Origin of the sequence: Arthrobacter sp. 'calajunan' (genome assembly GCF_046940185.1) — a bacterium.
In the GTDB taxonomy this organism is placed as follows: domain Bacteria; phylum Actinomycetota; class Actinomycetes; order Actinomycetales; family Micrococcaceae; genus Glutamicibacter; species Glutamicibacter soli.
Window position 1 is genome coordinate 297,346 of the sequence record NZ_JBKZDY010000001.1, and the last position, 24,616, is coordinate 321,961.

Consider the following 24,616-nt stretch of genomic DNA (forward strand, 5'->3'; position numbering starts at 1 on the left):
ATGGCCAAAATCCTGCTCCTGGCCGCCAGCGGGCTGGCCCGGGAGACACTCGAATCCATCCGGCAGACAGGCGACCACCAGGTGCTCGGCATCCTGGATGACAATACAGCGCTGCACGGCACCTCGGTGAACGGGGTGCCGGTGCTCGGCGGACTGGACCTGGCCGTGCGGCGCAGCGAAAAGCTGCTGATCTGCGCAGGGAAGGGCGCCTCGCGGGCGGCCATCGCCCGGCGCCTGGACCTGCCCGAGGAACGCTACGCGACCCATGCCAGCGTCCACGCGGTGCTGGGCTCCACGGTCGCCGTGGGCGCCGGCAGCATCATCCTGGCCGGCACCGTGGCCACCAGCGACGTGCGCATCGGACGCCATGTGGTGTTGATGCCGCGGGTGGTGCTCACCCATGACGACGTGCTGGGGGACTACGCCACGCTGGCCGCCGGCGCCACCCTGGCCGGCACCGTGCACGTTGGCAGCGAAGCCTACCTGGGCACCAACAGCACGGTCCGCGAAAACCTCAGCATCGGCCGCGGCGCAGTGCTAGGCATGGCCGCGGCGCTGATCGCGAACCTGCCGGCGGAACAGACCTGGGCCGGAAATCCGGCCCGACCGCTGGGCACGGGAAACGCCGGGCCGCACCCGGCCCCGCACACTGAAAAACTTTTGAACGCAAGCCTGAAAGAAGCCACTCGATGACCAACAACTCGCTGACGACCCACGCACCCATTCCACTGGTCGACCTGAAGGCCCAGCAGCGCGAAGTCCAGGAACAGGTTAATGCCGGCCTCGCCAAGATCTTCGAGAACACCGCATTCATCGGCGGCGCCGCGGTGAGCGGCTTCGAACAGGCCTATGCGGGTTTCCTCGGCGCCGGACATTGCATCGGGGTGGGCAACGGCACCGACGCGCTGGAGCTCGCGCTGCGCGCCACCGGCGTGGGCCCGGGGGATGAGGTCATCATCCCGGCCAATACCTTCGTGGCCACGGCCGAGGCCGTGAGCCTGACCGGAGCCACCGTGGTTCCGGTGGACGTGGACCCCCAGCATCTGCTCATCGACCCGCTGGCCGTGGCCGAAGCGGTCACCGAGAAGACCAAGGCGATCATCCCGGTGCACCTGTACGGCCAGACCGCCTTCGTGGAGGAACTTGAGCCCATCGCTGCCGCCTGCGGCGCGGTGATCATCGAGGATGCGGCGCAGTCGCAGGGCGCCACCCGCTTCGGGCGCAATGCCGGAACCCTGGGCCGCGTTGCGGGCACCAGCTTCTACCCGGGCAAGAACCTGGGCGCGGCCGGCGACGCCGGCGCGGTGCTCACCAACGACCCCGAGCTCGCCGAGCGGGTCCGCCTGCTCTCGGCCCACGGCAGCCGCGTGAAGTACGTGCACGAGGCAGTGGGACGCAATTCCCGGCTGGATGCGGTGCAGGCGGTGGTGCTAAGCGCCAAGCTGGAGCGCCTGGCCGGCTGGAACCAGCTGCGCCGCGAGGCTGCAGCTCGCTACTCTGAACTGCTGGCGGACCATCGCGGTGTTGTCCTGCCGCAGCAGGCCGAGGGCAACGAGGACGTGTGGCACCTGTACGTTATCCAGGTCGAGGAACGCGACCGGGTGCTGGCCGAACTGAACGAGGCGGGCATCGGCGCCGGCATCCACTACCCGGATCCGGTGCACCTGACCCCTGCATTCGAGCACCTGGGCTACGGCGCAGGCTCCTTCCCCGTGGCCGAGCAGGCCGCCGGGCGAATCCTGTCGCTGCCGCTGTACCCGCACATCACCGAGGAACAGCAGCAGCGGGTGGTGCAGGAACTCAGGCAGGTTCTCTGACCATGGCTCAACACCGGCTTGGATCGGGCAAGACCGCCAAGGCTCCTGGCCCGTCAGCCGGTGGAGCCTTCGGCTGGAGCCTGGCTAATACCCTGATTTCACGGCTTGGGACGTTGGGCATCGGCATCGTGCTGGCCCGCGTGCTGGGACCTGAGCAATTCGGCACCTTCGCCATCGCGCTGGTTGCACTGATGGCCGTTCTGAGTTTCAACGAGCTCGGGGTGTCGCTGGCCATCGTACGCTGGCCGAGCGACCCCGCGCTGATCTTTCCGACGGTCAATACGCTATCGCTGATCGGCAGCACCGTGTTCTGCGCCCTGGCTTGGCTGGCGGCGCCGCAGTTCACCTCGCTGATGGGGGACCCGGAGGCCACGCAGGTGGTCCGGCTGCTGATATTGTCCGTCTTGATCAACGGCGCCGTGGCCGGACCCGCGGCCTTGCTCCAGCGTTCCTTCCTCGAACGCCCGCGCATGGTGATCGACCAGGTTAACGTCTGGGTTGGAGCCATCGTATCGGTCCTGCTGGCCCTGATGGGGCTGGGGGCCATGGCGTTGGCGATCGGCCGGCTGGTGGGCAGCGTACTGTCCGGCATAATGTTCCTCGCTGCATCCCCGATGCGCTACCGATTGGGTTTCGACCGCCAGAAGGCCTCGGCGCTGCTGAAGTTCGGGCTGCCGCTGGCGGGATCCAGCATCGTGGTCTTCCTGGTCGGCTACGCGGACCAACTCATGGCCGGCGCCCTGCTGGGGACCATTGCCCTGGGCTTCTACGTGCTGGCCTTCAACCTTTCCAGCTGGCCGCTGAATATTGTTTCCCAGCCGCTGAGGCGGGTGGCCCCGGCGGTCTTCGCCGCAGTGCAACATGATCCGCAGCGTTCGCAGAACACCCTGCGGGGCTTGTTCGCCGTGGTGGCCAGCGCGAGCATCCCGGTGTTCACGGCCCTGGCCGGCGCGGCAGAACCCCTGGTCCGGTTGATCTACGGAGAGGTCTGGATGCCGGCTGCAGCGGTGCTGATGTGGCTCGTCATCGCCGCGCTGGCCAGGGTTTTCTGCGAGCTGGTCTACGACTATCTGGTGGTTGCCGGACGGACGTCGGTGGTCTTCACGGTACAGCTCATCGGGCTCATCCTTCTGGTCCCCGCGCTGTGGATCGGCGCTGAACTGGGCGGGATCGTTGGTCTGGCCGCCGCGCAGACGCTGGTGTGGTTCGTGATCATTCTTCCCATCTACCTGAGACAGCTGCGCAACCTGGGGGTGCACTTCCTGTTCCTGCTCAAGGCGTTTTGGCGACCTGGACTCGGCGGGCTGGCCACCGGCCTGGTTTGCTACTTTGCCGGGGAGTTGGACGTCCATCCGTTGATGTCCCTGGCACTGGGCGGGCTCTTTACCTTATTAGTTCTGGGACTGCTGCTGTGGCAGCAGCGCGGCGAAATCGCCGCAATCCGGAACATCTCGCGAAATGACGAAACGACGGTGACAGCGTGAGAATCCTTGTATATCCTCATGACCTTGAAATGGGCGGAAGCCAGCTCAATGCCATCGACATTGCCTCGCAGCTTCAGGACGAAGGGCACGAAGTCATCGTCTACGGGTGGCCTGGCCCGCTGGTCGAGCGCATCAAGGAGCGCGGCCTGGAGTTCATCGCCTCGCCGCGACCGCGTTTCCGGCCTACGCCGTCGATCGTTGCAGACCTGCGCCGGTTGGCCGTCGAACGCCAGCTGGACGTGCTGCACGGGTTCGAGTGGCCGCCCTCGCTGGAGTGCCGGCTTGCAGTGCAGGGGCTGGAAGGGAAAACCAGCGTCTCGACCGTCATGTCCATGGCGGTCGCCGACTTCATCCCGCGCGACATGGCCCTGACCGTCGGTACCGAACAGATCCGGGACGAAAGGGCCCGCAAAGGCTATTCGCAGGTTTCTCTGCTTGAACCGCCCATCGACACCGAGGAAAACCGGGCTGATGCGGCATTGGGCGGGGAATTCCGCCGTGCCCACGGGATTCCGCAGGACAGGCTTTTGCTCGTGGTCGTCTCCCGGCTGGTTCCGGAACTGAAGCTCGAAGGTATCCTGGCAGCGATCGAGCACGTCGGCAAGCTGTCGGAGCACCGGAAGGTGACACTGGCGATCGTGGGCGACGGATCGGCCGAAGACCTGGTTGCCGCCCGGGCCGCAGCGGTCAACCAGGCGCGCCCCGGGACGATCATCACGTGCGGCCGGATGTCCGATCCACGCGGAGCCTATGCAGCGGCGGACATCATGCTGGGCATGGGCGGCTCGGCCCTGAAGTCGCTGAGTTTCGCCAAGCCGCTGATCGTCCAGGGCGAGAACGGATTTTGGAAGCTGCTGGACGAGTCGTCACTCGATGAATTCGAATGGCAGGGATGGTACGGGGTCGGCGAGGGTACCGAACGGGGCGAAGCGGCTCTGGCCGCGGAACTCGACCGGATCCTCGACGACGAACCGTTGCGCGGCCGGTTGGGGGTCTTTGGACGCCGCCTGGTCCAGGACCGCTATTCGCTGCAGGCCGCTGCGGCCACCATGGAAGGCATCTACGCGGGGGCACTCGCCCGTCGCCAGGCATCCTGGCAGGAAGCGGTACGGGCCGGCACGTACTTCGGAAGCTACCTTGCCGAACGCATATGGCAGCGTGTACAGCGCAAGGTCGTCATGGATGATTTCAACTCCCGCAAGCTCTTGGTGGAGCGCAGCCATCGACCCGGCGCTTCGCAACGCGTTGTCGTTTTCGTGCCCGGGACTTTTTGGGATGACTTGAAGGGCACGGACCACATGCTGGCAGGTGCCCTGTCGGGGGAGGCCGAGGTCCTGTGGATTGATCCTCCACGGACCATCCGTTCCTCGTTGTCCGAGGGCAGGGGAGTGTCGCTGAAACCGGTGGTGGTCGACCAGTTGGAGAATTCGGTGACCCGAATCCGCACGCAGGTTTCGGGAGGCGTACGCTTCGCCGCCCTGCGTAATCTCTACGATCTGCTTCCGCTGCCACGGATCCGCCGATTCGTGAAGGCCCGGTCCAATGAGACGCCGGTCATCATCAATGCCTCGGCTACAGCATCATTCCCGAAGGACTTGGACGGCACTAAGATCCTGTATGTCACCGACGACTGGATTGCCGGCGAGCAGCTGATGGGCCTGCCCGCAGGCAGCGTGATCAAGAGATTGCGGGCAAACCTGGCGGAAGCCGAAATCGTCTTCGCCGTGTCTCCGACTCTTGTCCAGCAGCTGATCGAGCTGGATCCCGAATGCGGTGCCAGGCTCCTGCCCAACGGCTGCAGGCTCCAGGATCTGCTTCCCGACGCAGGGAAGCCTGCCGCCGGGCTTGTTGGGCAGCTCAATGACCGGCTGGATTTGGATTTGCTGGAGGCGATCCGGGATGCCGGCATTGCATTGCGCATCGCCGGCCCGCTCAGGGGCAGCGATCCGGCGTGGCGGGCACGCATGGAGGAATTTCTCGCGTCCGATGGGGTGCAGTGGGCGGGGCAGATTCCCTCGGAGCAAGTTGCCGAATTCCTGTCCCATTGCCGGGTCGGGATCACTCCCTATGCGGACAATGAGTTCAACCAGGCAAGTTTTCCCTTGAAGACACTCGATTACCTGGCCGCGGGACTTCCGGTCATTTCCACGAACCTGCCTTCCTCGAAATGGCTTGCCACCGAGCACGTGCTGATTGCCCAGTCCAACACCGAATTCGTGGATCTGCTCGGTCAAGCGGTGTCCAGCGGACTTGAGCCTGCGGAGCGGCAGGAACGGCGCCAGATCGCCGAGCAACACACCTGGGAACGGCGGGCACAGCAACTTTTGGCCGAAATTGATGACTGCGTGCTCACCGACACGTAGACTCGAAGAGGCCGACGGATATGATTCGTTCGGCATCGCCACTGATATTTGGGGATCGTGTGGCATGGGGGTGCCGCCGTGGCGGCAAAATTTTGGGGGAAATATGTTTGTTAATGACATGCTGCGCAGTTTGATCCATCGATGGTATATCGTACTCGCGGGATTGCTGGCAACAGCCAGCATGGTTTACGGGGCTTACATGGTCACGCCTGTTACCTACCAGGCACAGGCCACCGTGATCCTGTTGCCGCCGGAAAAATCGGTGGCGGACGGGGATAACCCGTATCTTTACCTCGGCGGCTTGGGCCAGGCATTAAACGTCCTGGTCATCAGCATGAACTCTGCGGAAGCCCAAAAGGCCATGGTCGGCGATCAAGAGGGTTACGGGTACGCGCTGGAACCGGACGCGACAACCACTGGACCGATTATCAACATCACTGCCGTGGCTCCCGAAGCCGACGCGACCATGGCCCTGCTGGATCAGGTGGTAGCCCAGGTTCCGAAAACCCTTGTGGGTCTGCAGGACCAGCTGGAGGTCCAAGCAAATGCGCAAATCGGCATCATGACTCTTGCCAAGGACGCCGAGCCGGAGGAAGAAAACAAAAAGCAGCTGCAGCTCATGGCGGTCGCCGCCGGCGCCGGCGGCGTAGGCACGCTGCTGCTTGCAGCCGCCATCGACAAGCTGCTGGCGCGACGCAGTGCGAAACGCATGGACGGTCCCACCGGCGGCGGAAAGACTCCGCGGCGCCGACGCCAGGGTTCAAAGAACGAAACTGCTCCCGCCGGCGTCGAAACCGAGGACGACAGCCAGCTGCCGGAACCGGAATCCGTGGAAATGCCGGACAGCAGCGGTTCCGGTAGCCAGCGCCCCATCGACGCCTCGATTCTCCAAGTGCGAAGCTTGAAAGCTTTCAACGGGTTCTAGCCGATGTTGACGATTGCGCCTCCAGCATCCGAGACCGTACCGGCCAAAACGACGAAAACCAGCGTCAAGTCCGATGCCGTGACAGGGTTGACCGTCTATGTCGCGCTGATGTTCCTGATTCCCAGCGACCGGGTAGTTGCCCAGCTGGGCGGATCAGGTACGCCATCGGTCGTTTTTTCCATTGGACTATTGGTCTGGTGGCTGTGGTTCCGAGCGCGCCGCTCCACTCGTGCGCGGTTCCCCAATCCGGTAGTCATCGCCTTCACCCTGTTCTGCGTCGCGGTCCTTGCCAGCGAGGTGGTGGCCGCGACCATGACAGTTCCCATGATGGATCGAAACGCCGCCGATACGGGCCTGATCAAACTTGCAAGCTACGCCGGGGTATTTTTTGTTGCGGCGGACGGAATTCCGAGTTTCGACCGACTCATGGTCTTGATTCGCCGGCTGGTTTTTGCCGGTGCGCTGGTGGCCATGCTGGGGGTCTACCAATTCGCGACCGGTACAGTGCTCATCGACCGGATTCCCACTCCGGGGCTTGCCAGCGGCGACGGTGGAATCGACATGCGCGGGGGATACATGCGCCCACGCGGCACCGCTCGGCACGCCCTGGAATTCGCGTCGGTGATCACGACCATCCTGCCGCTGGCGTTGGCCCTGTGTGTGGGAGACCAAACCCGCCGGATGGTCCGGCGCCTGTTGCCAGTCATGCTGCTGGTTCTCACCGCATTGATCTCACTGACCCGATCGGCGCTCATCGGCCTGGTGCTGGGTTTCATTGCGATGTTCCCCTTCTGGGACAGCAAGGTCCGGCGCATTGCCATCGCCTCGATGATTGCCGGGATGGGAGCCGCCGCGGTTGCTTTCCCACAGCTGATTCGGACGATCGGCGACATGTTTTCCGCAGTGGATTCAAGCGTCAACTCGCGCACCGACAGTTACGGCGTAGCCTTCGAGATCTTTTCAATGCATCCGTGGTTCGGCAGAGGCTTTGGAACGTTCCTTCCCTCCTACCGCATCCTGGACAACCAACTGCTCCAGCTGCTTCTTGAGATTGGCATCGTTGGAATCTTATGTTTCCTCGGTCTGCTGTTGACATCCGTTTACTGCATTTTCGCCGTGCGCAAGGCAAAGATGAGCCAGCTGGAAAGCCAAGTTGGGGTGGGGCTGGCGGCTTCAATCACGGTGGGCGCTTCGCTCATGGCATTTTTTGATGCGTTTTCTTTTCCGCAAGCGCCTGGTGTCTTTTTTCTGGTTCTTGGCCTTGCTGCCGCCTACGTCCGTTTGGCTGGTGAAGAGAACACCTATGCCCGGATCATGATCCCGGTGCGTTCGGTGTCGAAGCACCGTGCGCACCTGCTGGCCACGGCGGCTGCGATGCTGGTGCTGCTCGTCGCAGTACCTGTAGCTATGGCAATCAAGGCCACTCCGAGTGTTGTCTGGGCCCAACGAGACGTGGTCTTCCTTCCTCCAGCATCATCGGTAGGTGGAAACTCGTTGAGATCCGATGCACGGGACCTGATCCCGTTCGCCACGATGGTCGAGCACCGCTACGACGGCCTGCACGGGCTCGATGCCATCGAGACAGTTTCGGCGCCGATCTATGGAACTGGTATTTCCTCCGGCTCGGCGGCGTACGTCTCCAACGCAGGCGGCCAGTGGCAAACATACATGACGGACGCAATCATCAGCGTCGAAGTCGTTGCCGATACCAACGAGGCGGCATTGCAGAAGCTCAATTCCATTACTGACGAGCTTGTCGTTTTGGCTGCCCAACCGCAAACAAACATGAAGATCATCGACAGCGCCTACATCCTCACCGATGTTTATCCGGCAGAGGTAGTCCCGCAGACGATCATGCCACGCACGAAGTGGGCTCTGCTGCTCTTCGGATTCCTCACGGTTGTGGGTGTGGGATTCGCCTACGACTTTACCCGGCGCAAGCTCGGCTGGCCCTAAACGACACGGAATCACGATAGGCGACGTATGGACAACAAGCGCACGCAGATGGCCGCTGCCCCTTCTAAAACCCTGCTAGTTTTTTCGGCGGGACTGCTGATCCTGTCCGGCTGTAGTTCGGCCACGGGGAACGAGCCTGCGCCGCAGGGTGCCCAGCGGGCCGTCGACGGCGGCGGCGAATACTATTCGCAGTTCACCAATGGGCTGCCTGATGACGCCGGATTCTTCCCGCTGGCACTTTGGCATGAGAGCCTGACCGATGAAGCAGGCGTCCAAGCGGATAAGTCCTTTGGCATCAATACCTACATTGAAGTCACCCCGGATTCGGACACCGCCATGGCCTGGAACAACGACATGTATGTCCTGTCCAGTCTTCCCACAGAACATCAGAACGGGTTCGTGCTGCCTGACGAGGTGGACATGTGGGCGAAATCAGGAGATGGTGTCTGGACCGGGTCCTGGCCCGGGGAAGCGCCCGTCTGCGAGCCCGAGGACAGCCGCTGTGGATATACCGTCATGGAGAAATCCCTGGCCAAGGCCCCGAAAGACTTGGCAGTGTACGCCAATTTTGGCAAGGGCGTCACGTTCTGGGACCCGGATGAGCCGGGAAAGACATTCGTAAATTCGTACGCTGACATCGTGTCCGCCGACAACTATTGGTTCACGGATCCGAATATCTGCAGCCAGCATGAGGGTGGCAAGCGATTCGAGACTCCGCGGGACATGACCGGGGACGAATGCCGGCTGGCCGCCAATTACGGGTGGACCGTTGAGAGAATACGAAGCTTGGTAGAGCCCGAGGCCAGTAAGCCAGTTTGGGGATTCGTTGAAATCGGCCTTCCCTTCGCCGACGGGCCGCGCTCGATTACCAGCCAGGAAATTCGCGCGGCGGTATGGCAGAGCATCATCGCAGGAGCCAGAGGCATCATCTACTTCAACCACAGCTTCGGGGGCACCTGCCAGTCGCAACACGTCTTGCGCGACTGCGGAACCGAGCTCAGCGGCGACATCGCAGCGATCAACGCAGAAGTGGAGAAAATGGCTCCAGTGATCAATGCACCAGCCGTGGAAGGGGCAATGACCGTCAACGGGCCGACGAAGGCCGCGGCCAAGTCCGTCGGAAGCGACATGTACATCCTTGCCGGATCGGCTCAAGCCGCGGAGCAGCAAACGGAATTCAACGTGTCCTGCGAACTGCCACGTACCATTGAAGTCGTCGGCGAAAGCCGAACGATCCGGACTTCAGGCGGAAAGTTCACGGATGAATTCGTCGATGGCAATACGATCCACCTGTACAAGATTGCCGGCGCCAGCTGCTGAACCACGCCCCGTCGCGTGGGAATCATCAACTGCCTGAATTCGACACGCATTGTCGGGTAGCGGCCATGCGCATGAAACCCGGGCCAGGGCACGAAGTGCAATCTTGCAGTTTCAAGCGCCTGGGCCCGGGTTCTCAACGCTCCTCAGTAGGGGCCCTGAGGCCCAGTACCAAGGACCGCGTACGGGGGTTCAGCCGCGACTGGTCTCATCCCGTTCCCACGAGACATCTGTGGTTCTAGCGAGCCTGTTCTTCAGTCGAGCGGAGACAACCATGCCCGCATATACCGCGGCATCAAATGCCGAGCGCGGCCCCGCAATTGAACGCGCCAGTTCCCTGGCAGTCTGCAGTGTTCCCGGCCCAACGGCCATGACTGCGGCATCCGAAGACATCTCCGCCTGCCCGCGGTAGTTGCGCCTGAGGATGCCCAGCAGCGCCTGGACGGTGCGCGGGGTCGAGACCTTGACCGGGATGCTCGGTACTATCTGCTTTTCCTCGGCTCCAAACTGGAGGTCGACGAACAAGTCGTCTCCGGTGAACTCCGGGAACTGCTCGAACCGTGCACGTCCCGACGCGCTCATGGCGTACGCCCCGGCGCCCCACAGCGCGCTGTTGGTCGACGGCAGCCTGCGGCGCGCCCTGTAGAAGGAGCGAACCGGCCATGCAGCGCCGGTGGTGTCGTATTCGAAGGCAGGACGAGCAGACAGCGCGCCTGGTTGGTTCAGGCGTTCGAAGGTCATGCGCAACGCCGATACCGTTAAGGTGATGTCTGCATCCAGATACAGCCGGGGGAAGACCTCGGTGGACTCGTCCGCCAGGTTCAAGGCCACGACCTTTGACGGGACGGTGGATTCGATCACCCGCACTCCGGCAAAGCTGCGCGCGATGTCCGCCGTGTTGTCGGTGCAGCCGTTGCAAGCCACGATGACTTCGATCGTGCCGGCCGCCGCCAGCGGCGCCAGCGGGGTCAAGGTGCGGGCAATAACCTTTGCTTCGTTGTGGGCAGGGATGATCACCGTCCCATGGGGGAAATAAGCTCCGCCGTCGACTGGCTGCGTTCCGGTGGGCAGCGACTGCCAGGAACTCTCATCCGCGACTCGCAAAAAAAGGCCCTGATGCGCAGGCTTGTTGCGCCGCGCCGCATGGTGCAACGCCACGAGGGCATGGAAGGTGGAGGCATGTCGCGGAGTCCCGTGCTTGCGCGCATAGCGCACCCGGTTTACGGCCATGAGCGCGTTGAGCTCCAGCGAAGCTCCCGAACCCCCCATCTGGTGGGTCATCACCGCCGCCGGTTCATACCAGATTTTCGCCCCTTCCGAGCGTGCGCGGTGGAAGTAGTCAGTCTCCTCCGAGTACAGGAAGAACTGCTCGTCCCATGAACCGAGCCGCTGTTCGACCTTTGCATCGATCAGCAATGCGGCGCCGGTGGCCCAGTCGATCTGGTGCGGGTGGGCGTAGCTTTCCGGGTCGAACTCGATCTCGGTGGTCCACCCGGGCCTGGACGAAAGTTTGGCTCCGAACAGCGCGTCGCCCAGCGCACGCGTCAAGCTCGGCTCGCGGCGCAGCGATACGTAGGTTGTCCCGTCCGATTCCAGGAGCTTGGGCACCACGATTCCCGCGGCTGACCGGCGCATGCGCGCGGTCAGTGCGGCGATGGCTCCGGGGGAGACCGTCAGGTCGGGATTCAGCACCAGCACTGCATCGCAATCGCCGATCAGCGTACGGGCCATGTTGATTCCTCCGGCATAGCCGAGGTTGGCACGGTTCTCCAGGACAAGGACATCTTCGTGTTCCTTGAGAATGGAGAGCGTCTCATCGCGTGACCCGTTGTCGGAAATCACAACCCGCAGATGCAAGTTCTGGGCTTCGCTGCGCAGGCTGTCAATTAGATCCTGGATCGAATCCGCATTATTGAAGGTGACAATCAGGATGCTTACGTCCGCATGTTCCTGGGCGGAACAGAATTTGCCCGGCTTGGTCTGCAGCCGCTCCAGGACTTGCGGAAGATTCTCGATTTCGCGGGGCTCGATGCGTCCCGTGAGGTAGGCGCGTTCGCGGCGGATTTTCAGCAGCCCCGGAGGATCGTTGACCAAGTAGCGCTGGGCCAGCCGGCGTGGCTCCAAGCTGAGCCTCCACGCCCATTCCAGCCCGTTGTCGCTCACCCAGGCCGGCGATCGCTTGACCACGCCGGCAAGGAAGTCCACCACGGCGCCGAACGCCAGCAGCACCTTGGCCCCGGTCAGCGCCCCGTAACTGGCCATCCACAGTTCTTGGCGTGGCTTGCCCAGACCCACAACCAGGATGTCGGTCTGCGAGAGGCGGATTTGCTCGGCCAGCTCGAAAGATGCCTGCGGGTTCTCGATGTCGGCCCGTGATGGCGCCCAGAATCCCGAGACCTTCAGCCGCGGCCTGTCTACCGGCAGCGTCGCGGCCAGTTGCTGCTGCACGCGTGGTTGGCCTCCGAGGAACCCTACGGAGAGATTTTCCTGCTCGGCGGCGTCGAGGATCGGGCCGATGAGGTCGCTGCCGGCCAGACGGGGCCAAGACTGCTTGGTGATCTGATTGGCCTGGACTACCAAGGGGGCGCCGTCGAGCAACGTCAACCAGTGCATGCCGCGCTCCGCAGCGTCGTGCACCGGGTCGCTGCCCGGGCGCAGCGGCCGGGTGATTCGAGTTGAATCTCCCAGTACTCCGCGCCACCGGCTGTCATTGCCGAATTGCACGATGTGGTCCAGATTCGCCGATACCACGGAGAGCGGCCCGACGGATTCCTCGGGGGACAGGGCATGATCAATGATCTGCTTGACTGCGGCTGGCTGGTCCATCAGATCGACGACGATGCCGCCGAGGCTGATTTTCTGATGAGTTGAGTACACTTCTGACTCCTTGCAAATCCAGCCAGGGCGCGGCCGCAGGACTCCACTGCAGACGTCAGGGGCTGGTATGACGTAGGTATGTAAGGCGGGGCTGATTCAGCCGATGGGAGCAAGCTGCTCGTCGGCGACGCGGTAGCGTTCGCCGGTAGCGGGGCAGACCCATTCTTCGCCGTCGAGGACGAGGCGGTGGCCTGATTTTCCTACCCAGCCGATCTGCTTGGCGGGAACGCCGACCATCAGTGCATGTGCCGGAACATCCTTGTTGACTACAGCGCCAGCGGCAACCATGGCCCAGGCACCGATTTCGACAGGCGCGACGCATACCGCGCGGGCGCCGATGGACGCTCCTTCGCGCAGGGTGACTCCGACTGCATGCCAGTCCGAACCGTCTTTTAGCGAGCCGTCGGTATTGATGGCGCGCGGATAGAGGTCGTTGGTGAGTACGGCGGCTGGCCCGATGAATACGCCGTCTTCAAGGCGTGCCGGTTCATAGACCAACGCGTAGTTCTGGATTTTGCAGTTCTTGCCCAAGATGACGTCTGGGCCGATGTAGGCACCTCGACCGATGTTGCAGCCTGCGCCGATCTCGGCCCCCTCGCGGACCTGCGCCAAGTGCCAAATTCGTGCGTCGGCACCGATACGTGCCCCCGCAGAAACATCAGCGGTGTTTTCAATATGTGACATGTAATTTCCCCCAAGTATGGCCCCGTATTAGCCATGGGTGCCCAGCAAGTGCGGTGTTGGGCTCCTCTAAGTTCTGAGGATAGGTTCAGCGCGCAACTTTCACAATGTGAATCGTTGAAGAACGTGGCAAATAGGTGGGATTAGCGTAGCTGCAAGTAGTAATCGAGTGTCATGCAGCATTGCCACGCGCGACAGCGGGGCAGGATGCGTTCTAGTCTTGTGTTGGTGATATTCCGCATTCGTGGGGGATCGGGATATCCATGGGGGAGAATAATGAAATTCAAGTCTTTGATTGCCGTGATCCTGTCATTGGCGGCAATACTATTTGTGCTCGCTTTTACGCTGGACTGGATGGGGCGTCCGGAGACTCTGGCGCCGGTCGGGCAACCATCGAGCGCCGCCGCCGAGGACGCTGCCAAGGGGGCCGACTCGCCGTCAGGTGACGTCGAAGCGTCGACGGCGCCATCGGCAAAACAGTCGGGACCTGACGACGCGAAATCATCGCAGCTAGAGGGCACGTCGGACAAGGTCGAGGCGACGCGTCCAAGCTGGAATCCCCAGCCGACGCAAACCGACGAGCGTCTTGAGCTTCCTGAGGATCCTGAGAAAACTGCCAGCGCGATGCCAAGTGCCGAACCCCGCAAGCCCGCCCTGTCGAAGGCCCCGAAGCCGGGGGCAGCGGAAGGGAAGCTGACCAAGGGATTCCCCAAGGAAGCCATGCCGTTGCCGTCATCCACGACCATTGAACGCTCCTCGGTCGAGGCGCAGTCCTCGCTGGTCATGGTTGGCGTCCAGGGGCGAAGCAAGCAGAGCGTAGAGGAAGTCCTCGCGTTCTACGAGGCGCACTTCAAGGATCTCCAGTGGCTGGCGAGCACGAGTACCGACGCTGACGGGAGCACCCGGCTGCAGGCAGGATTCGGCCAGGACACGGCCACGGTGACGCTGCACCAGCTGCCCACCGGACTGACCGAAATCAACGCCGCCGGCGTCTTCAAGGTCGAGGACTAGGGAATGTACCTGAGCCTCTCGGACTGGAGAAGCAAGAAAGCGTCCAATACCTCGGGGGCCGCCCAGGTGGCGTTCAAGGCCTCTCCTACGGTCATTGCCCTGGGCATCGTGAGCATGCTGACGGATATCTCCTCGGAATCCGTCGCCGCCATCCTTCCCATGTACATCACCGGTGCACTGGGACTGTCCATGATCGCCTATGGATTCTTCGAAGGCCTGAACCAGTCGGCCAGCGCATTGGTCCGCATCGCCGCCGGGTACGCCGCCGACCAGACCAGCCGGCCCAAGCCAGTCGCCGTCGCAGGCTACGGGCTGTCAATGGTGGCCCGTATCGGGCTGCTGTTCGCCACGGGCTTCGCCGGCATCGCGGCGGTGATCGGCGTGGACCGGGTGGGCAAGGGGATCCGCACGGCACCTCGCGATGCAATGATCCAGCAGGCCTCCCAGCCCGAGCACCTGGCGCGCTCCTTCGGCCTGCACCGGCTGCTGGACACCATCGGCGCCACGGTGGGCCCGATGCTGGCATTCGTCGTCCTGCTCCTGGTGCCGGACGGATACCGGGCCGTGTTCGTGCTGTCTTTGGCCGTGGCGATTCTCGGTGTTGCAGTACTCGTGCTGGTGGTGCCCAACCGCAAGCTGGGTGCGAAGCCTGTTCCTGCGGCTCAGGCCCAGGCCGACCCGGTGGAGGCACCGGTCCGGAACATCCGGGCACTGAAAATCAGGCCCATGCTGCGGATGCTCTCGCGCGGGCGGATGGGCAGGATGCTGTGCGCGGCGGGCTTGCTCGGACTGCTGACGGTCGGAGACGGGTTCGTGTACCTGGCACTGATGTCCCACGGGACGATGGACTACTTCTGGTTCCCGCTGCTGTTCGTCGGTTCAAACCTGGTGTTCCTGCTGCTGGCCATCCCGCTGGGCAAGCTCGCAGACCGTACCTCCCGGGCCGCGGTTTTCGTCTTGGGCCATCTCGCACTGGCCCTCGCGTACCTGTGCGCCAGCGGGGGAGGATCGCTGATCTTCATCGTTTCCGCGCTGGCCGCCCTGGGGCTGTTCTATGCGGCGACCGACGGCGTGCTGGCGGCCTTGGCCGGCCAGCTCTCGCCGGAGGGGTCCGTGTCCACCGGCATCGGCGCGGCGCAGACGGTAGTGGCAGTTGCCCGCTTGCTCTCCGCCACGGGCTTCGGCGTGCTCTGGGTGATGTTCGGGGCGGAGCTCGCCCTGCTGGGCGTCGCGGGCCTGTTGTTGCTTGTGGTCCCGCTGGCTTGGTATCTTTTGCTCGGAAAAGCGTCCCAGCCAGTTGAAGAGAACATATGAGCGATACCGAGCCCAAAAGTCTGGGAAAGAAACGCACCCTGGTCCTGATTGCCATTGCGGTGCTGGTGCTCGGAGCTGCCGGCACCTACAGCGTGCAGGCCTTCCAGCGCTATCAGGAACGCACCACCGGCGCCTCGGCGGCAGCGCTGCGCGAAACCATGCCGGAGGGCGACCGCATCGTCTTCCGCAATACCGCCATGGGTGAGGGCTACGGAGCCATGGCTGCCGTCGCATTGGATGCGCCGTCGGGACAGCGCGCCTTGACGGAGATCTCCTGCGACCGAGTTGCCGAACGTGCAGGACTGGTTTCCTGCATGAAAACGCGTCGCGGAATTCCCACGACCTTCGAAAACGACGTGCTCGATACCGCGGGGAATCTTGTTGAAACCCTGCCGCTTCCGGGCATCCCGAGCCGCACCCGCATTTCCGACGGCGGCCTGGTGGCAACCACGTCATTTGTGACAGGCCATTCCTACGCAGCCGGGAGCTTCTCCACCGAGACCACGGTCAACAGGGCTGACGGCACCGGGTACGGAAACCTCGAAGACTTCACCATGATGGTTGACGGCGAAGAACTCACGGCCGTGGACCGCAACGTCTGGGGTGTCAGCTTCGCCTCCGAAGACGAGTTCTACGTGACCGTCGCTTCCGGGGGGAAAACCTGGCTGATGAAGGGGAGCTTCTCCGCCAGGACCCTGTCCTCGGTGATCGAGAACGCCGAGTGCCCCTCGGTATCCCCGGACCGAAGCCGCGTCGCCTACAAGAGGCGCACCGGCTCCGGGGCGACCGTGCATTGGGACATTGCCGTGCTGGACCTGGCCACAGGCAAGGAAACCATTATCGGCTTGCGCGACGGCTTCGACGACCAGCTTGAATGGCTGGACAACGAGCGGTTGCTCTTCGGTGTTCCGCGCGCCGGGGCAGTGGGCGACAGCGATGTCTATGCCATTGATGCCCGCGTAGAGGCGGAACCCGAGTTGCTGATTGAGCACGCGTGGTCGCCGTCGGTCGTGAGGGCGGCCGGCTAGCTGCCCTGGCGGCGTTCAGGGAGCGGGGGACGAAAGAATGCGTGGCCGGGGAGAATGATTCTCCCCGGCCACGCATGTTTTATGGTGACGCATGATCAGGCGGTGCCCGCGTTCGCGGGGGCCGCGGGTCTCCTACTGTTCCGAAGCTTCAGGCGGCCTGGAGGGCTGCTGCACGGCGCTGTACGTGTCGCTCGGCGTCGGGGTGGGTGCTTCGGTGGCATCCACGGTGGGAGCAGCCGGTTCGGTTGGCTGAGCAGCCTCGGATGGCTGTGATGCCTCCGGTGACTGGGTCTGTGGTGCAGTGCTTTCGGCCGGCGTGTCGGAGGCCTGCTCCGCGGCTGAAGGTTCTCCCACAGCCTGTCGTGCCGCCGGAGCCGAGGTCACCGAATACAGCAGGTCCGCGAAGTAGTTGCTGTTGTTCCAGGAGCTGGTCGGCCTGCTTCCGGAGCCGTAGGCGTACAACCCGTTGCTGCCCGACAGGCTCAATGCCGCGTTGCTCTTGCCGTTGGCGAAGTCCGCACCCGTGACAACATATCCGCCATTTGGCGCGTGGTAGGAGACCGTGAACTGCTCACCGGAGCTGATCGCCACCGGCGCGCTCAGGTACGCGGTATACCAGCCCGGAGCTGCGGCCGGCCCGAAGGACGTGGTGGCCAGCAGGTTGCCCTGGGAGTCCCACAGGCTTCCGCTGGAGGCCCCGGATCCGGTGCTGCCGCGGTAGTAGCGGATGGCGTGGACAGTGAGGTCCGCGGAGGCCTGCAGGTGCATTCCGAGTTCAACCTCGCCGGTATCCTGGGGATCCAGCGTCTGCGGAACCTGGTCGCCCAGGAAGGAGTCCAATTGGATCTCCGCACCGGCGGTGTGGACGGTCCACGGGGCGATGGTGACCGCACCTGAGTCGATCCCGCTGATGTTCTGGGGTGCCACGGTCAGCACGCTGCTTTCCGGCAGGGCAGCGGCCGGGGTGAACGTGAGCGTGGTGCCCTGCTGGCTCAGCTGCGAGGTCCCTTGGATCTCGCCGTCCGGGCCGCTGACCTTCAGCGAGGCTCCGCTGTCCAGCGCCTGGCTGAAGGTTGCGCTCAGCGTGCTGTCCAGGGCGATGTTCGAGGTCCCGGCTTCCGGGCTGCGTTCGGTCACGGTGACCGGCGCGGCCTTCGGGACGAATCGGACATCCACCAGGTAGCTGGTGGTCACCGTGGAGGCCGGGTAGCCCGTGCCGTAGCTGTAGTGGCCTGCCTGCACGCCGGTTTTCAGGTGCCCGGTCTGCGCGGCCGCGGCGAACTTGCCCGGGGTGGCCGGGTAGGTGCCGTTGCTGCGGTAGGCGGCCACGTAGTCGTTGTTCGGCTGGATCTGAACCGGTGTCTCGAAGGCGGCGTACTGCCAGCCGGAGACATTGGTGTCCGGGAACTGGACGGTTGCCAGCACCTCGCCAGAGGTCGAGTACAGCGTGCCGGTGTGCGTTCCGGTTTCCCCGATGCTCCGGTAGAACTCAAGTCCGGTTAGCTTGCCTTCGACATCCGAGGAGAACCTGGTGCCCAGGGTCACCGGCGTTCCGTCGGCAATGGCCGGGACGGTTGGCGTCTCGGTGTTGCCGAACAGTCCGCACGGGCAGTCCGCTGGATCCTCCGGCGCCGCCGCAGTCCTGAAGGAGTAGGAAGACGGGTTGACGAATCCGTCCGGTTCACCGCTGATGGAGAATTCCACGGTGTAGACGGCATCCGCCTGCAGCGGGGCCTGCGGGGTGAAGGTCAGCGTGGTGCGCTGCGCGTCCAGCGCCGAGGTGCCGTCCACGGCCGTTCCGCCCTGCTTCAGCGACAGGGCCGAGCCCTCCGCCACCGCGCGGTTGAACGTGGCGGACACCGGCGAGCTGGTCGGAACCGACGAAGCCTGCGCTTCGGGACTGCGGGAGGCAACCTGCAGGTCGGTGGGCGCCGAGCTGCTCGGCGACGGCGATTCGCTGGGCTGCCCGGAGCCCAACAGGCTGCGGTAGACCAAGTCGGCGAAGTAGTTGCTGTTGTTCCAGGAACTGCTCGGCATGCTCCCGGCGCCGTAGCTGAAGACGCCGTTGGAGCCCTTCAGCGACAGGACGTCGTCGCTCTTGCCATTGGCGAAGTCCGCCCCGGTGTACACGTAGCCGCCCTTGGGCGCCTGGTAGGAGACGGTGAACTCGGCGCCCGCGGACAGGGTGACCGGGGTGCTCAGGAACGCTGTCTGCCATCCTTGGGCGGTGGTGGCAGGGAAGCGGGCGGTGCCCAGCAGGTTGCCCTGCGCGTCCCAGACGCTGCCGGTGTGCTCGCCGTATCCCAGCGGGCCCTGGTAATAGCGCAGCGCCTGCACCTCGATGTCCTGGCTGCTGGTCAGCCGGATGCCCAGCTCGGCCGCCGCGGAATCCGACGGATCGAGGTTGGCCGGCTGCTGGGCGCCCAGGAAGGTGCGCAGCTGCTCGCCGCCTCCCGCGGTACGGAAGGTCCAGGCGGGGATCTGCGCCACACCGGTGTCCACGCCGGAGATGTCCTTCGGCGCGACGGTGATGACGCTGGCCGCTGGCAGCGGCGCGGCCGGAGTGAAGGTCAATTGCTTCGCATCCTGTGACACCGCAGTGGTTCCGGCGATGGCGTTGCCTGAGGAACTGACCTCCAGCTGCGCTCCGGCCTGAAGTGGCTGGCTGAAGGCCGCGGTGATCTGCGAGTCGACCGGGGCGTCGAAGACGCCGCTGGCAGGGGTGCGCTCGCTGAGGCTGACGGGTTTGCCCTGCGGCTGGAAGCGGACGTCCACCAGGTAGCTGCTGGAGACCATCGAGTTCGGGAACTGGTCGCCGTAGGTGTAGTGCCCTGCCGTAGCGCTGGTGCGCAGCGGGCCGACCTGCATCGAGCTGCCCAGTGCACCGGGGGAGACCGGGTAGATGCCGTTGCTGCGGTAGGCCGCCACGTACTCGGTGTTCGCGGAGATGGCCACCGGGGTGTCGAAGGCGGCGTACTGCCACCCGACGGCCGAGTCATCCGGGAAGGTGGCTTCGGCAAGCTGCTCTCCGGAGGCGGAGTACAGCCATCCGGTGTGCGCGCCGGTTTCACCCGGGCTGCGGTAGAACTCCAGTCCGAGCAGCTGTCCGTCTTCGGTGGCGGAGAAGCGGGTGCCCAGGGTGACCGGCCGGCCGTCATTGACCGACGGCACGGCGGGAACTTCCGCATCCGGGTACAGGCCGCACGGGCAGTCGTTGGGATCCGTTGGCGTGGCGAGCACCGTGGTGAAGCTCCAGGTGCCGCCGCTGCTCACCGGGTTGCCGGTGGTATCGGTGGCGGTGACCTGCGCCGTGTAGGCGGTTCCCTTGGCCAGTTCCGCCTGCGGGGTGAAGACCGCCTTGCGCGCGGCCGCGTCATAGGAGGTGCTGCCCGGGACTGCCGTGTTCGAGCCGTCCTTCAGCGTGATCTGGACCGAACCGGGATCCACCTTCTTGGACAGGGTAGCCGTGATGGGTGTGGTGGTCGGGACGCTGCGTGCGGTGTCTACAGGGGAGTGGCCGTAGGCGCTGAGGCTGATGGATTCACCGGTCTCAAAGACCGCATCGACGAAGTAGTTCGCCCGGTCCCAGTCCCGCGTGGGGAACCCTGCGCCGCTGACGAATAGGCCCGCGGAGGGGACTCCGAAGCCGCCGGCGGCGCTGATCGGGTTCGCCTCGGCCCCGCGGTAGGCGAAGTCCTGGCTGACGGCCGAGTAGTGCCCGTTCGGCGCGTAGTAGGACACCACGAACTCGTCTCCGGCGCGCGCTTCCACCGGCTTGGCGAAGCTGGCGGTCTGCCAGCCTTCGGCCGATTCGTTGGAGAAGGTCACGGTAGCTAGCTCGGTGCCGTTCAGCGACCACAGCGTACCGGTGTGCGTGCCGGTGTTGGCGCGGCTCTTGTAGAAGCGCACCCCTGTCACGTACCCGTCGGTCTGCGCGGTGAAGCGCAGACCCAGTTCCACTGCCGCCGAGTCGCCGGCATCAGCGGTGGCCGGCACCCGTTGGCCGAAGACGCTGTAGGGCCCGGTGATCTGCAGCGGCACTTCGGTGGCCTGCTGGGGATAATTCGCGGAGTCGTCCACCGCGCGCACCAGCAGCTGCTCCTCGCCGCTGCCTTCCTGCACCGCGGTGAAGCTCCAGTTGCTCGATCCCTGGGCGGCCTTCCACGTAGTACCACCGTCGAAGGAGTACTCCACGGCGGCGACCCTGCCGCCGGTGTCGCTGGCTGTGCCCTTGACGGTGATTTTCTCTCCGTTGCGCACCGAACCGGTGGGCGCGGTGGTCACGTTGACGGTGGGCGCCGTGGTGTCCTTGGGTGCGGTCGGCATGACCAACCCGGCCATCAAGGTGGTCGGCATCGAATCCATGTCGGCCAACAGGTTCACCTGGGCCTGCTGCATGCGGAAGTCAGCGGGCGCGCCGTTGCCGTCATGCCATTGGTCCAGGCCCCAGGTCCACTGCACGGAGCCGGTAGAGAAGACCAGCGCTCCGCTGGCCGCGCGGTACATGGTCGTATGGTGGGTGGTATTGCCAGCGGCCACGGTATTGCCGAAGTCCTGCAGGTATTCGGGCACCGGGCCGGTGGTGGTGGACAGGTGGATCAATCCCGGCGGGCGGAAGCCGTTGGGCAGGTCCTCGTTGGATTCGTAGCCCACCGTGTGCGGCGCCAGCTCGGTCTTGGTCCCGGGGCTCTGCGATCCCAGCGGCGTATCGCGCCACAGGCGCATTTTGCCTTCTTCGGCATCCACCGTCACTGGCAAATCCCCACTGTTGACCACGTAGGCGGTGCCGGTCAATCCGTTTTCGGGAAGGCCGCCGCCGTTGGCGGTAGAGGCGAAGCGCGGGTCGCGCCAGGTTCCGGTCCATTCGGCGGACGGATCGATCTTGCTGTGGGCCCAGGTCTCTTTGTAGGTGACCAAAGTGCGGTAGTCCTTCTGGTCAGTGGGCGACGTCTCGTAGCGGGTGCGCCAGTAGCCTTCATTGCCCGTGAGGAACTGGAGGTTGACGCCCGCATCGCGGGCGTCCTCGATATTCTTGCGCTGCTTGCCCGACCAATATTCGTCGTGCCCCACCGAGACGAAGACCTTGTGGTTCTTCAGCAGCTGCCCGTGCCGGTCCGTATCCACGCCGGAGAAGTAGCTGACATCGTAGCCATTGCGCTCGAGGAAGCGCACCAGCGGGTACTCGGCGCCGAAGTAGAAGTCGCGGGCCTCTAGGCCTGCACGGGTGGCGAAGGGACGGTTGTAGCTAACCTTGAAGGCTCGGCCGTTTTCGGCGCCGGAGTAGAAATCCGAGCCGCCGTACAGGTTGTAGGCATGCCATGTGGGATCGGAGGTCTGCACCAGCACGTCGGAGGTGCTTGCCTCGTTGCGCACAATGAAGGTGATGTGGCTGGACCCGCTGGTGTCGTTGCGGGTGAGCTTGGCCAGATAGACGCCGGAGACGGCGTCAGCCGGGACGTTCCACGAGGCGGAGACGGCCCAGGAGCCGCAGTCGGTCAATTCCGTGGTGACATCGCTGAGGCATTCAGGCTGTCGCTGGGGGAGCTGCGCGCTGGGCTGGACGGATGTGATCTTGCGTGCGCCCAATCCCTGGTACCAGCCGGTGCGGTAGATGTCGATGGTGTAGGCGCTGGCATTCGTGTCGATCTTGAAATCGACGCGCTGGCCCACGTTGACGCTGATGTCGGTGGCGAATCCCTGGATCGAATCGTCCCCTGCACCGTCGATGTCCCATTCTTCGAAGGACGTCCCCGGTTTGGAGTTCTCGCAGACGATGGCGTTGGCGTCCGGGCCGCAACCGGGTGTTACCGCAACTGCGGGAACCGCCGTCAATCCGATGGCGACCAGTGCCACAGCAGAACAAGCCGCCGCGGCGATCCGCGCGGTCCGGCTGAGTGTCTTTATAAAGCGGCGTGTCATCCCTATGACAAAGCCCATTTCATCCCCCAATGATGCGTCTGACGACGCGCGAGCGTGGATGCCGCCGAATCAGCAATTCTCCGGGGCATGCCCAGCATACGGTTATATGCAAGCATTAGGTCATAAATTACGTGGAATCAGGAAATAACTGAGTATTTTTCTTGTTCCATTGGAGTTTGGCTATGGAGTTCAAGGAATTGATTCGCGCAAGTCGTGGAAGTATCGACGGTATGAGATGCGATGTCGCTGCCATCGTTTCCGTGAAGTATGGAACTTGCCACTGGATGAATCGTCCCGGAAAATCATGCCGCTAATTTTCGAGCGGCAACATCGGGTAGTGCGCCGGTGTTTTCATCATAATAGAGTTCCCCAAATTCCATCGGGCTCCGATAGCCGAGGGTCGAATGCACTTGGGCCCGGTTGTACCAGGGCACCCAATCCATGAGCACGTCATCCGCGTCTGTTTTCGTCGCTAACGGATCTTAACGAAATGAGGAATCCCTGGCCACGGCCTCGTTCTTGAACAACCCCATCACCGTGTCAGCAGATGCGTTGTCGAACGCATCCCCGATGGTGCCGATCGATGGGATCAGCCCTTCCTCAGTAAGCGTCTGCGTGTACCGCTGCGAGGTATATTCGCTGCCGACATCGCTGTGAACTATCACGCCGTGAATAGGGATTTTACGAGATTTCGAACCATGCCGGCGTTGCCATAACGCCATCCGGAGAACTTCCTCCTCAAACGTCGTATCCAGCGAGGTCGACGTCGCCCAAGACAGAAGCCGCCTGGAGAACAGATCGATCACGAATGACACGTAGGTGAACCCGCTATTCTTCGGAACATAGGTAACGTCAATGAAGCTTTGTCGGGTGCTCGGTGAAGAAGTTGCGGTTCAGCAGATCCTTGGCCCGAATCTTCTCCTTGGTACGGATCGTGGTGGCAGCCCTCCGGCCTCTGACCATACCCTTCATTCCGGCCTCGCGCATCAGCCGGTCCACGATGTGCTTTGAAATTTCAGGGAAACCGTTGCGCTGCAGCCAAGCCTGCATCTTCCGACGCCCGTAAAGCACCTCAGGCTTAGGCCTGCCGGTCTTTTCATCAGGCTGCTGCACATCGTGCAGGAGGTTGAGGATCTGGACGTCGGTGATGGCACGGGAGGCCGGTTGGCGTTGTTTCCAGCCGCGGTAAGTGCGCGCAGAGACCTTCAACCCCTGGAAACCCAGAGCTTGGCAGAACGGACCCGACTGCGTAGCCACACTCGCGTTGCCGGTCGATGAACTCGGTGACTAGGGCCGGCGAGGGTCGAGCTCCCTTAGCTAAAGAAAATCGCTGACTGCCGGAGGATTTCGTTGATCTCTTCCAGGTCCTTGACCTTGGCCTTGAGCCCTTAGATCTCGGCGAGCTCCTCGCTGGTCGGGCCGGGGCGGTCCCCGGCATCGACCTGGGCTTGGATGACCCAGCGGCGCAGGGTTTCTGCGCCGATGCTCAGCCTCCGGGCGAGGACCTGGCAGGCACCGTAGACGGACTTGTATCGGTCTAGCCGGTCCAGAACGTAGGCGACGGCGCGGGTCTTGACTTCAGGGGTGTACTGCTTGGGCAGGTGTTCCATTCCCTCAGATAGGAACGGCATGAAACCGGGGACGATTCATTCTCCGAGGCAATCCCAGCATAAGGGGAATTTCACGCACGACCGCGTCCATTCCGCGCGATCACGTCATTTGTGGGTACCTTCTGGTTTTGGAAACTTGAAGGTCGTGAACGTAGCTCGGCGGGGCGACTGCGGTCTTCGACGGAATTCATTCGTGAACTCCATTGATCCTGAGCGACAAGCAGTAGAGGGCCCATTGAGCATCCGGCCACACGTCTCGAGGTGCACTCCGCTGGGGTGGGATAGGCAATTTCAGTTGGATGGACCAGAGGAGC

Annotated in this window: 16 protein-coding genes; 10 read left to right on the forward strand and 6 right to left on the reverse strand. The window is 63.5% G+C overall.

Annotation, left to right across the window (positions count from 1 at the left end; translation table 11 throughout):
• The 7 genes from RF641_RS01390 (at nucleotide 1) to RF641_RS01420 (ending at nucleotide 9,865) form a co-directional block, all read left to right on the forward strand.
• Nucleotides 1-693 carry a NeuD/PglB/VioB family sugar acetyltransferase gene (locus tag RF641_RS01390; RefSeq protein WP_424572259.1) on the forward strand — a complete coding sequence of 231 codons (693 nt, stop codon included), beginning with the start codon at nucleotides 1-3 and terminating at the stop codon, nucleotides 691-693.
• Nucleotides 690-1,817 (forward strand): DegT/DnrJ/EryC1/StrS family aminotransferase, encoded by a 1,128-nt coding sequence (locus RF641_RS01395; protein ID WP_424572260.1) that lies wholly within the window; start codon nucleotides 690-692, stop codon nucleotides 1,815-1,817. The genes RF641_RS01390 and RF641_RS01395 overlap by 4 nt, the downstream gene beginning before the upstream one ends.
• 2 nt (nucleotides 1,818-1,819) lie before the next feature.
• Complete coding sequence (locus RF641_RS01400) at nucleotides 1,820-3,301, forward strand: lipopolysaccharide biosynthesis protein (protein WP_424572261.1); 1,482 nt, start codon at nucleotides 1,820-1,822, stop codon at nucleotides 3,299-3,301.
• Complete coding sequence (locus RF641_RS01405; protein WP_424572262.1) at nucleotides 3,298-5,664, forward strand: glycosyltransferase; 2,367 nt, start codon at nucleotides 3,298-3,300, stop codon at nucleotides 5,662-5,664. Before RF641_RS01400 ends, RF641_RS01405 begins: the two co-directional genes overlap by 4 nt.
• 103 nt (nucleotides 5,665-5,767) lie before the next feature.
• Nucleotides 5,768-6,589 (forward strand): hypothetical protein, encoded by an 822-nt coding sequence (locus RF641_RS01410; RefSeq protein ID WP_424572263.1) that lies wholly within the window; start codon nucleotides 5,768-5,770, stop codon nucleotides 6,587-6,589.
• A 3-nt stretch (nucleotides 6,590-6,592) separates the two neighbouring features.
• Nucleotides 6,593-8,545 (forward strand): O-antigen ligase family protein, encoded by a 1,953-nt coding sequence (locus RF641_RS01415; protein ID WP_424572264.1) that lies wholly within the window; start codon nucleotides 6,593-6,595, stop codon nucleotides 8,543-8,545.
• A 27-nt stretch (nucleotides 8,546-8,572) separates the two neighbouring features.
• Nucleotides 8,573-9,865, forward strand: coding sequence for a hypothetical protein (locus RF641_RS01420; protein ID WP_424572265.1), 1,293 nt, complete (start codon nucleotides 8,573-8,575; stop codon nucleotides 9,863-9,865).
• A 189-nt stretch (nucleotides 9,866-10,054) separates the two neighbouring features.
• Here RF641_RS01420 and RF641_RS01425 read toward each other — a convergent pair whose 3' ends face one another.
• Together RF641_RS01425 and RF641_RS01430 are read right to left on the reverse strand one after the other, a co-directional pair.
• Nucleotides 10,055-12,739 carry a WecB/TagA/CpsF family glycosyltransferase gene (locus tag RF641_RS01425; RefSeq protein WP_424572266.1) on the reverse strand — a complete coding sequence of 895 codons (2,685 nt, stop codon included), beginning with the start codon at nucleotides 12,737-12,739 and terminating at the stop codon, nucleotides 10,055-10,057.
• 96 nt (nucleotides 12,740-12,835) lie between these two features.
• A complete protein-coding gene (locus RF641_RS01430; RefSeq protein WP_424572267.1) occupies nucleotides 12,836-13,423 on the reverse strand; it encodes a DapH/DapD/GlmU-related protein in 588 nt (195 codons plus the stop codon).
• 273 nt (nucleotides 13,424-13,696) lie between these two features.
• On the opposite strand from RF641_RS01430, the gene RF641_RS01435 reads away from it, so the two are divergent.
• Genes RF641_RS01435 through RF641_RS01445 form a run of 3 tightly spaced genes read left to right on the forward strand, consistent with a single transcriptional unit; the run spans nucleotide 13,697 to nucleotide 16,773 of the window.
• Nucleotides 13,697-14,431, forward strand: a complete 735-nt coding sequence (locus RF641_RS01435; RefSeq protein WP_424572268.1) for a hypothetical protein — start codon at nucleotides 13,697-13,699, stop codon at nucleotides 14,429-14,431.
• Nucleotides 14,432-14,434: 3 nt separating this feature from the next.
• Nucleotides 14,435-15,745: an MFS transporter gene (locus RF641_RS01440; protein ID WP_424572269.1), complete on the forward strand. Its 1,311-nt coding sequence runs from the start codon at nucleotides 14,435-14,437 to the stop codon at nucleotides 15,743-15,745.
• A complete protein-coding gene (locus RF641_RS01445; RefSeq protein ID WP_424572270.1) occupies nucleotides 15,742-16,773 on the forward strand; it encodes a hypothetical protein in 1,032 nt (343 codons plus the stop codon). Before RF641_RS01440 ends, RF641_RS01445 begins: the two co-directional genes overlap by 4 nt.
• A gap of 132 nt (nucleotides 16,774-16,905) precedes the next feature.
• Here RF641_RS01445 and RF641_RS01450 read toward each other — a convergent pair whose 3' ends face one another.
• From RF641_RS01450 to RF641_RS01465, 4 genes are all read right to left on the reverse strand, one after another.
• Nucleotides 16,906-22,626: a DUF4082 domain-containing protein gene (locus RF641_RS01450; RefSeq protein ID WP_424572271.1), complete on the reverse strand. Its 5,721-nt coding sequence runs from the start codon at nucleotides 22,624-22,626 to the stop codon at nucleotides 16,906-16,908.
• 548 nt (nucleotides 22,627-23,174) lie between these two features.
• A complete protein-coding gene (locus RF641_RS01455) occupies nucleotides 23,175-23,507 on the reverse strand; it encodes a DDE-type integrase/transposase/recombinase (protein WP_424572272.1) in 333 nt (110 codons plus the stop codon).
• A 37-nt stretch (nucleotides 23,508-23,544) separates the two neighbouring features.
• Nucleotides 23,545-23,901 carry an IS3 family transposase gene (locus RF641_RS01460; RefSeq protein WP_424572273.1) on the reverse strand — a complete coding sequence of 119 codons (357 nt, stop codon included), beginning with the start codon at nucleotides 23,899-23,901 and terminating at the stop codon, nucleotides 23,545-23,547.
• Between the two features lie 179 nt (nucleotides 23,902-24,080).
• Nucleotides 24,081-24,323, reverse strand: a complete 243-nt coding sequence (locus tag RF641_RS01465) for a transposase (protein ID WP_424572274.1) — start codon at nucleotides 24,321-24,323, stop codon at nucleotides 24,081-24,083.
• Nucleotides 24,324-24,616: the final 293 nt, after the last annotated feature.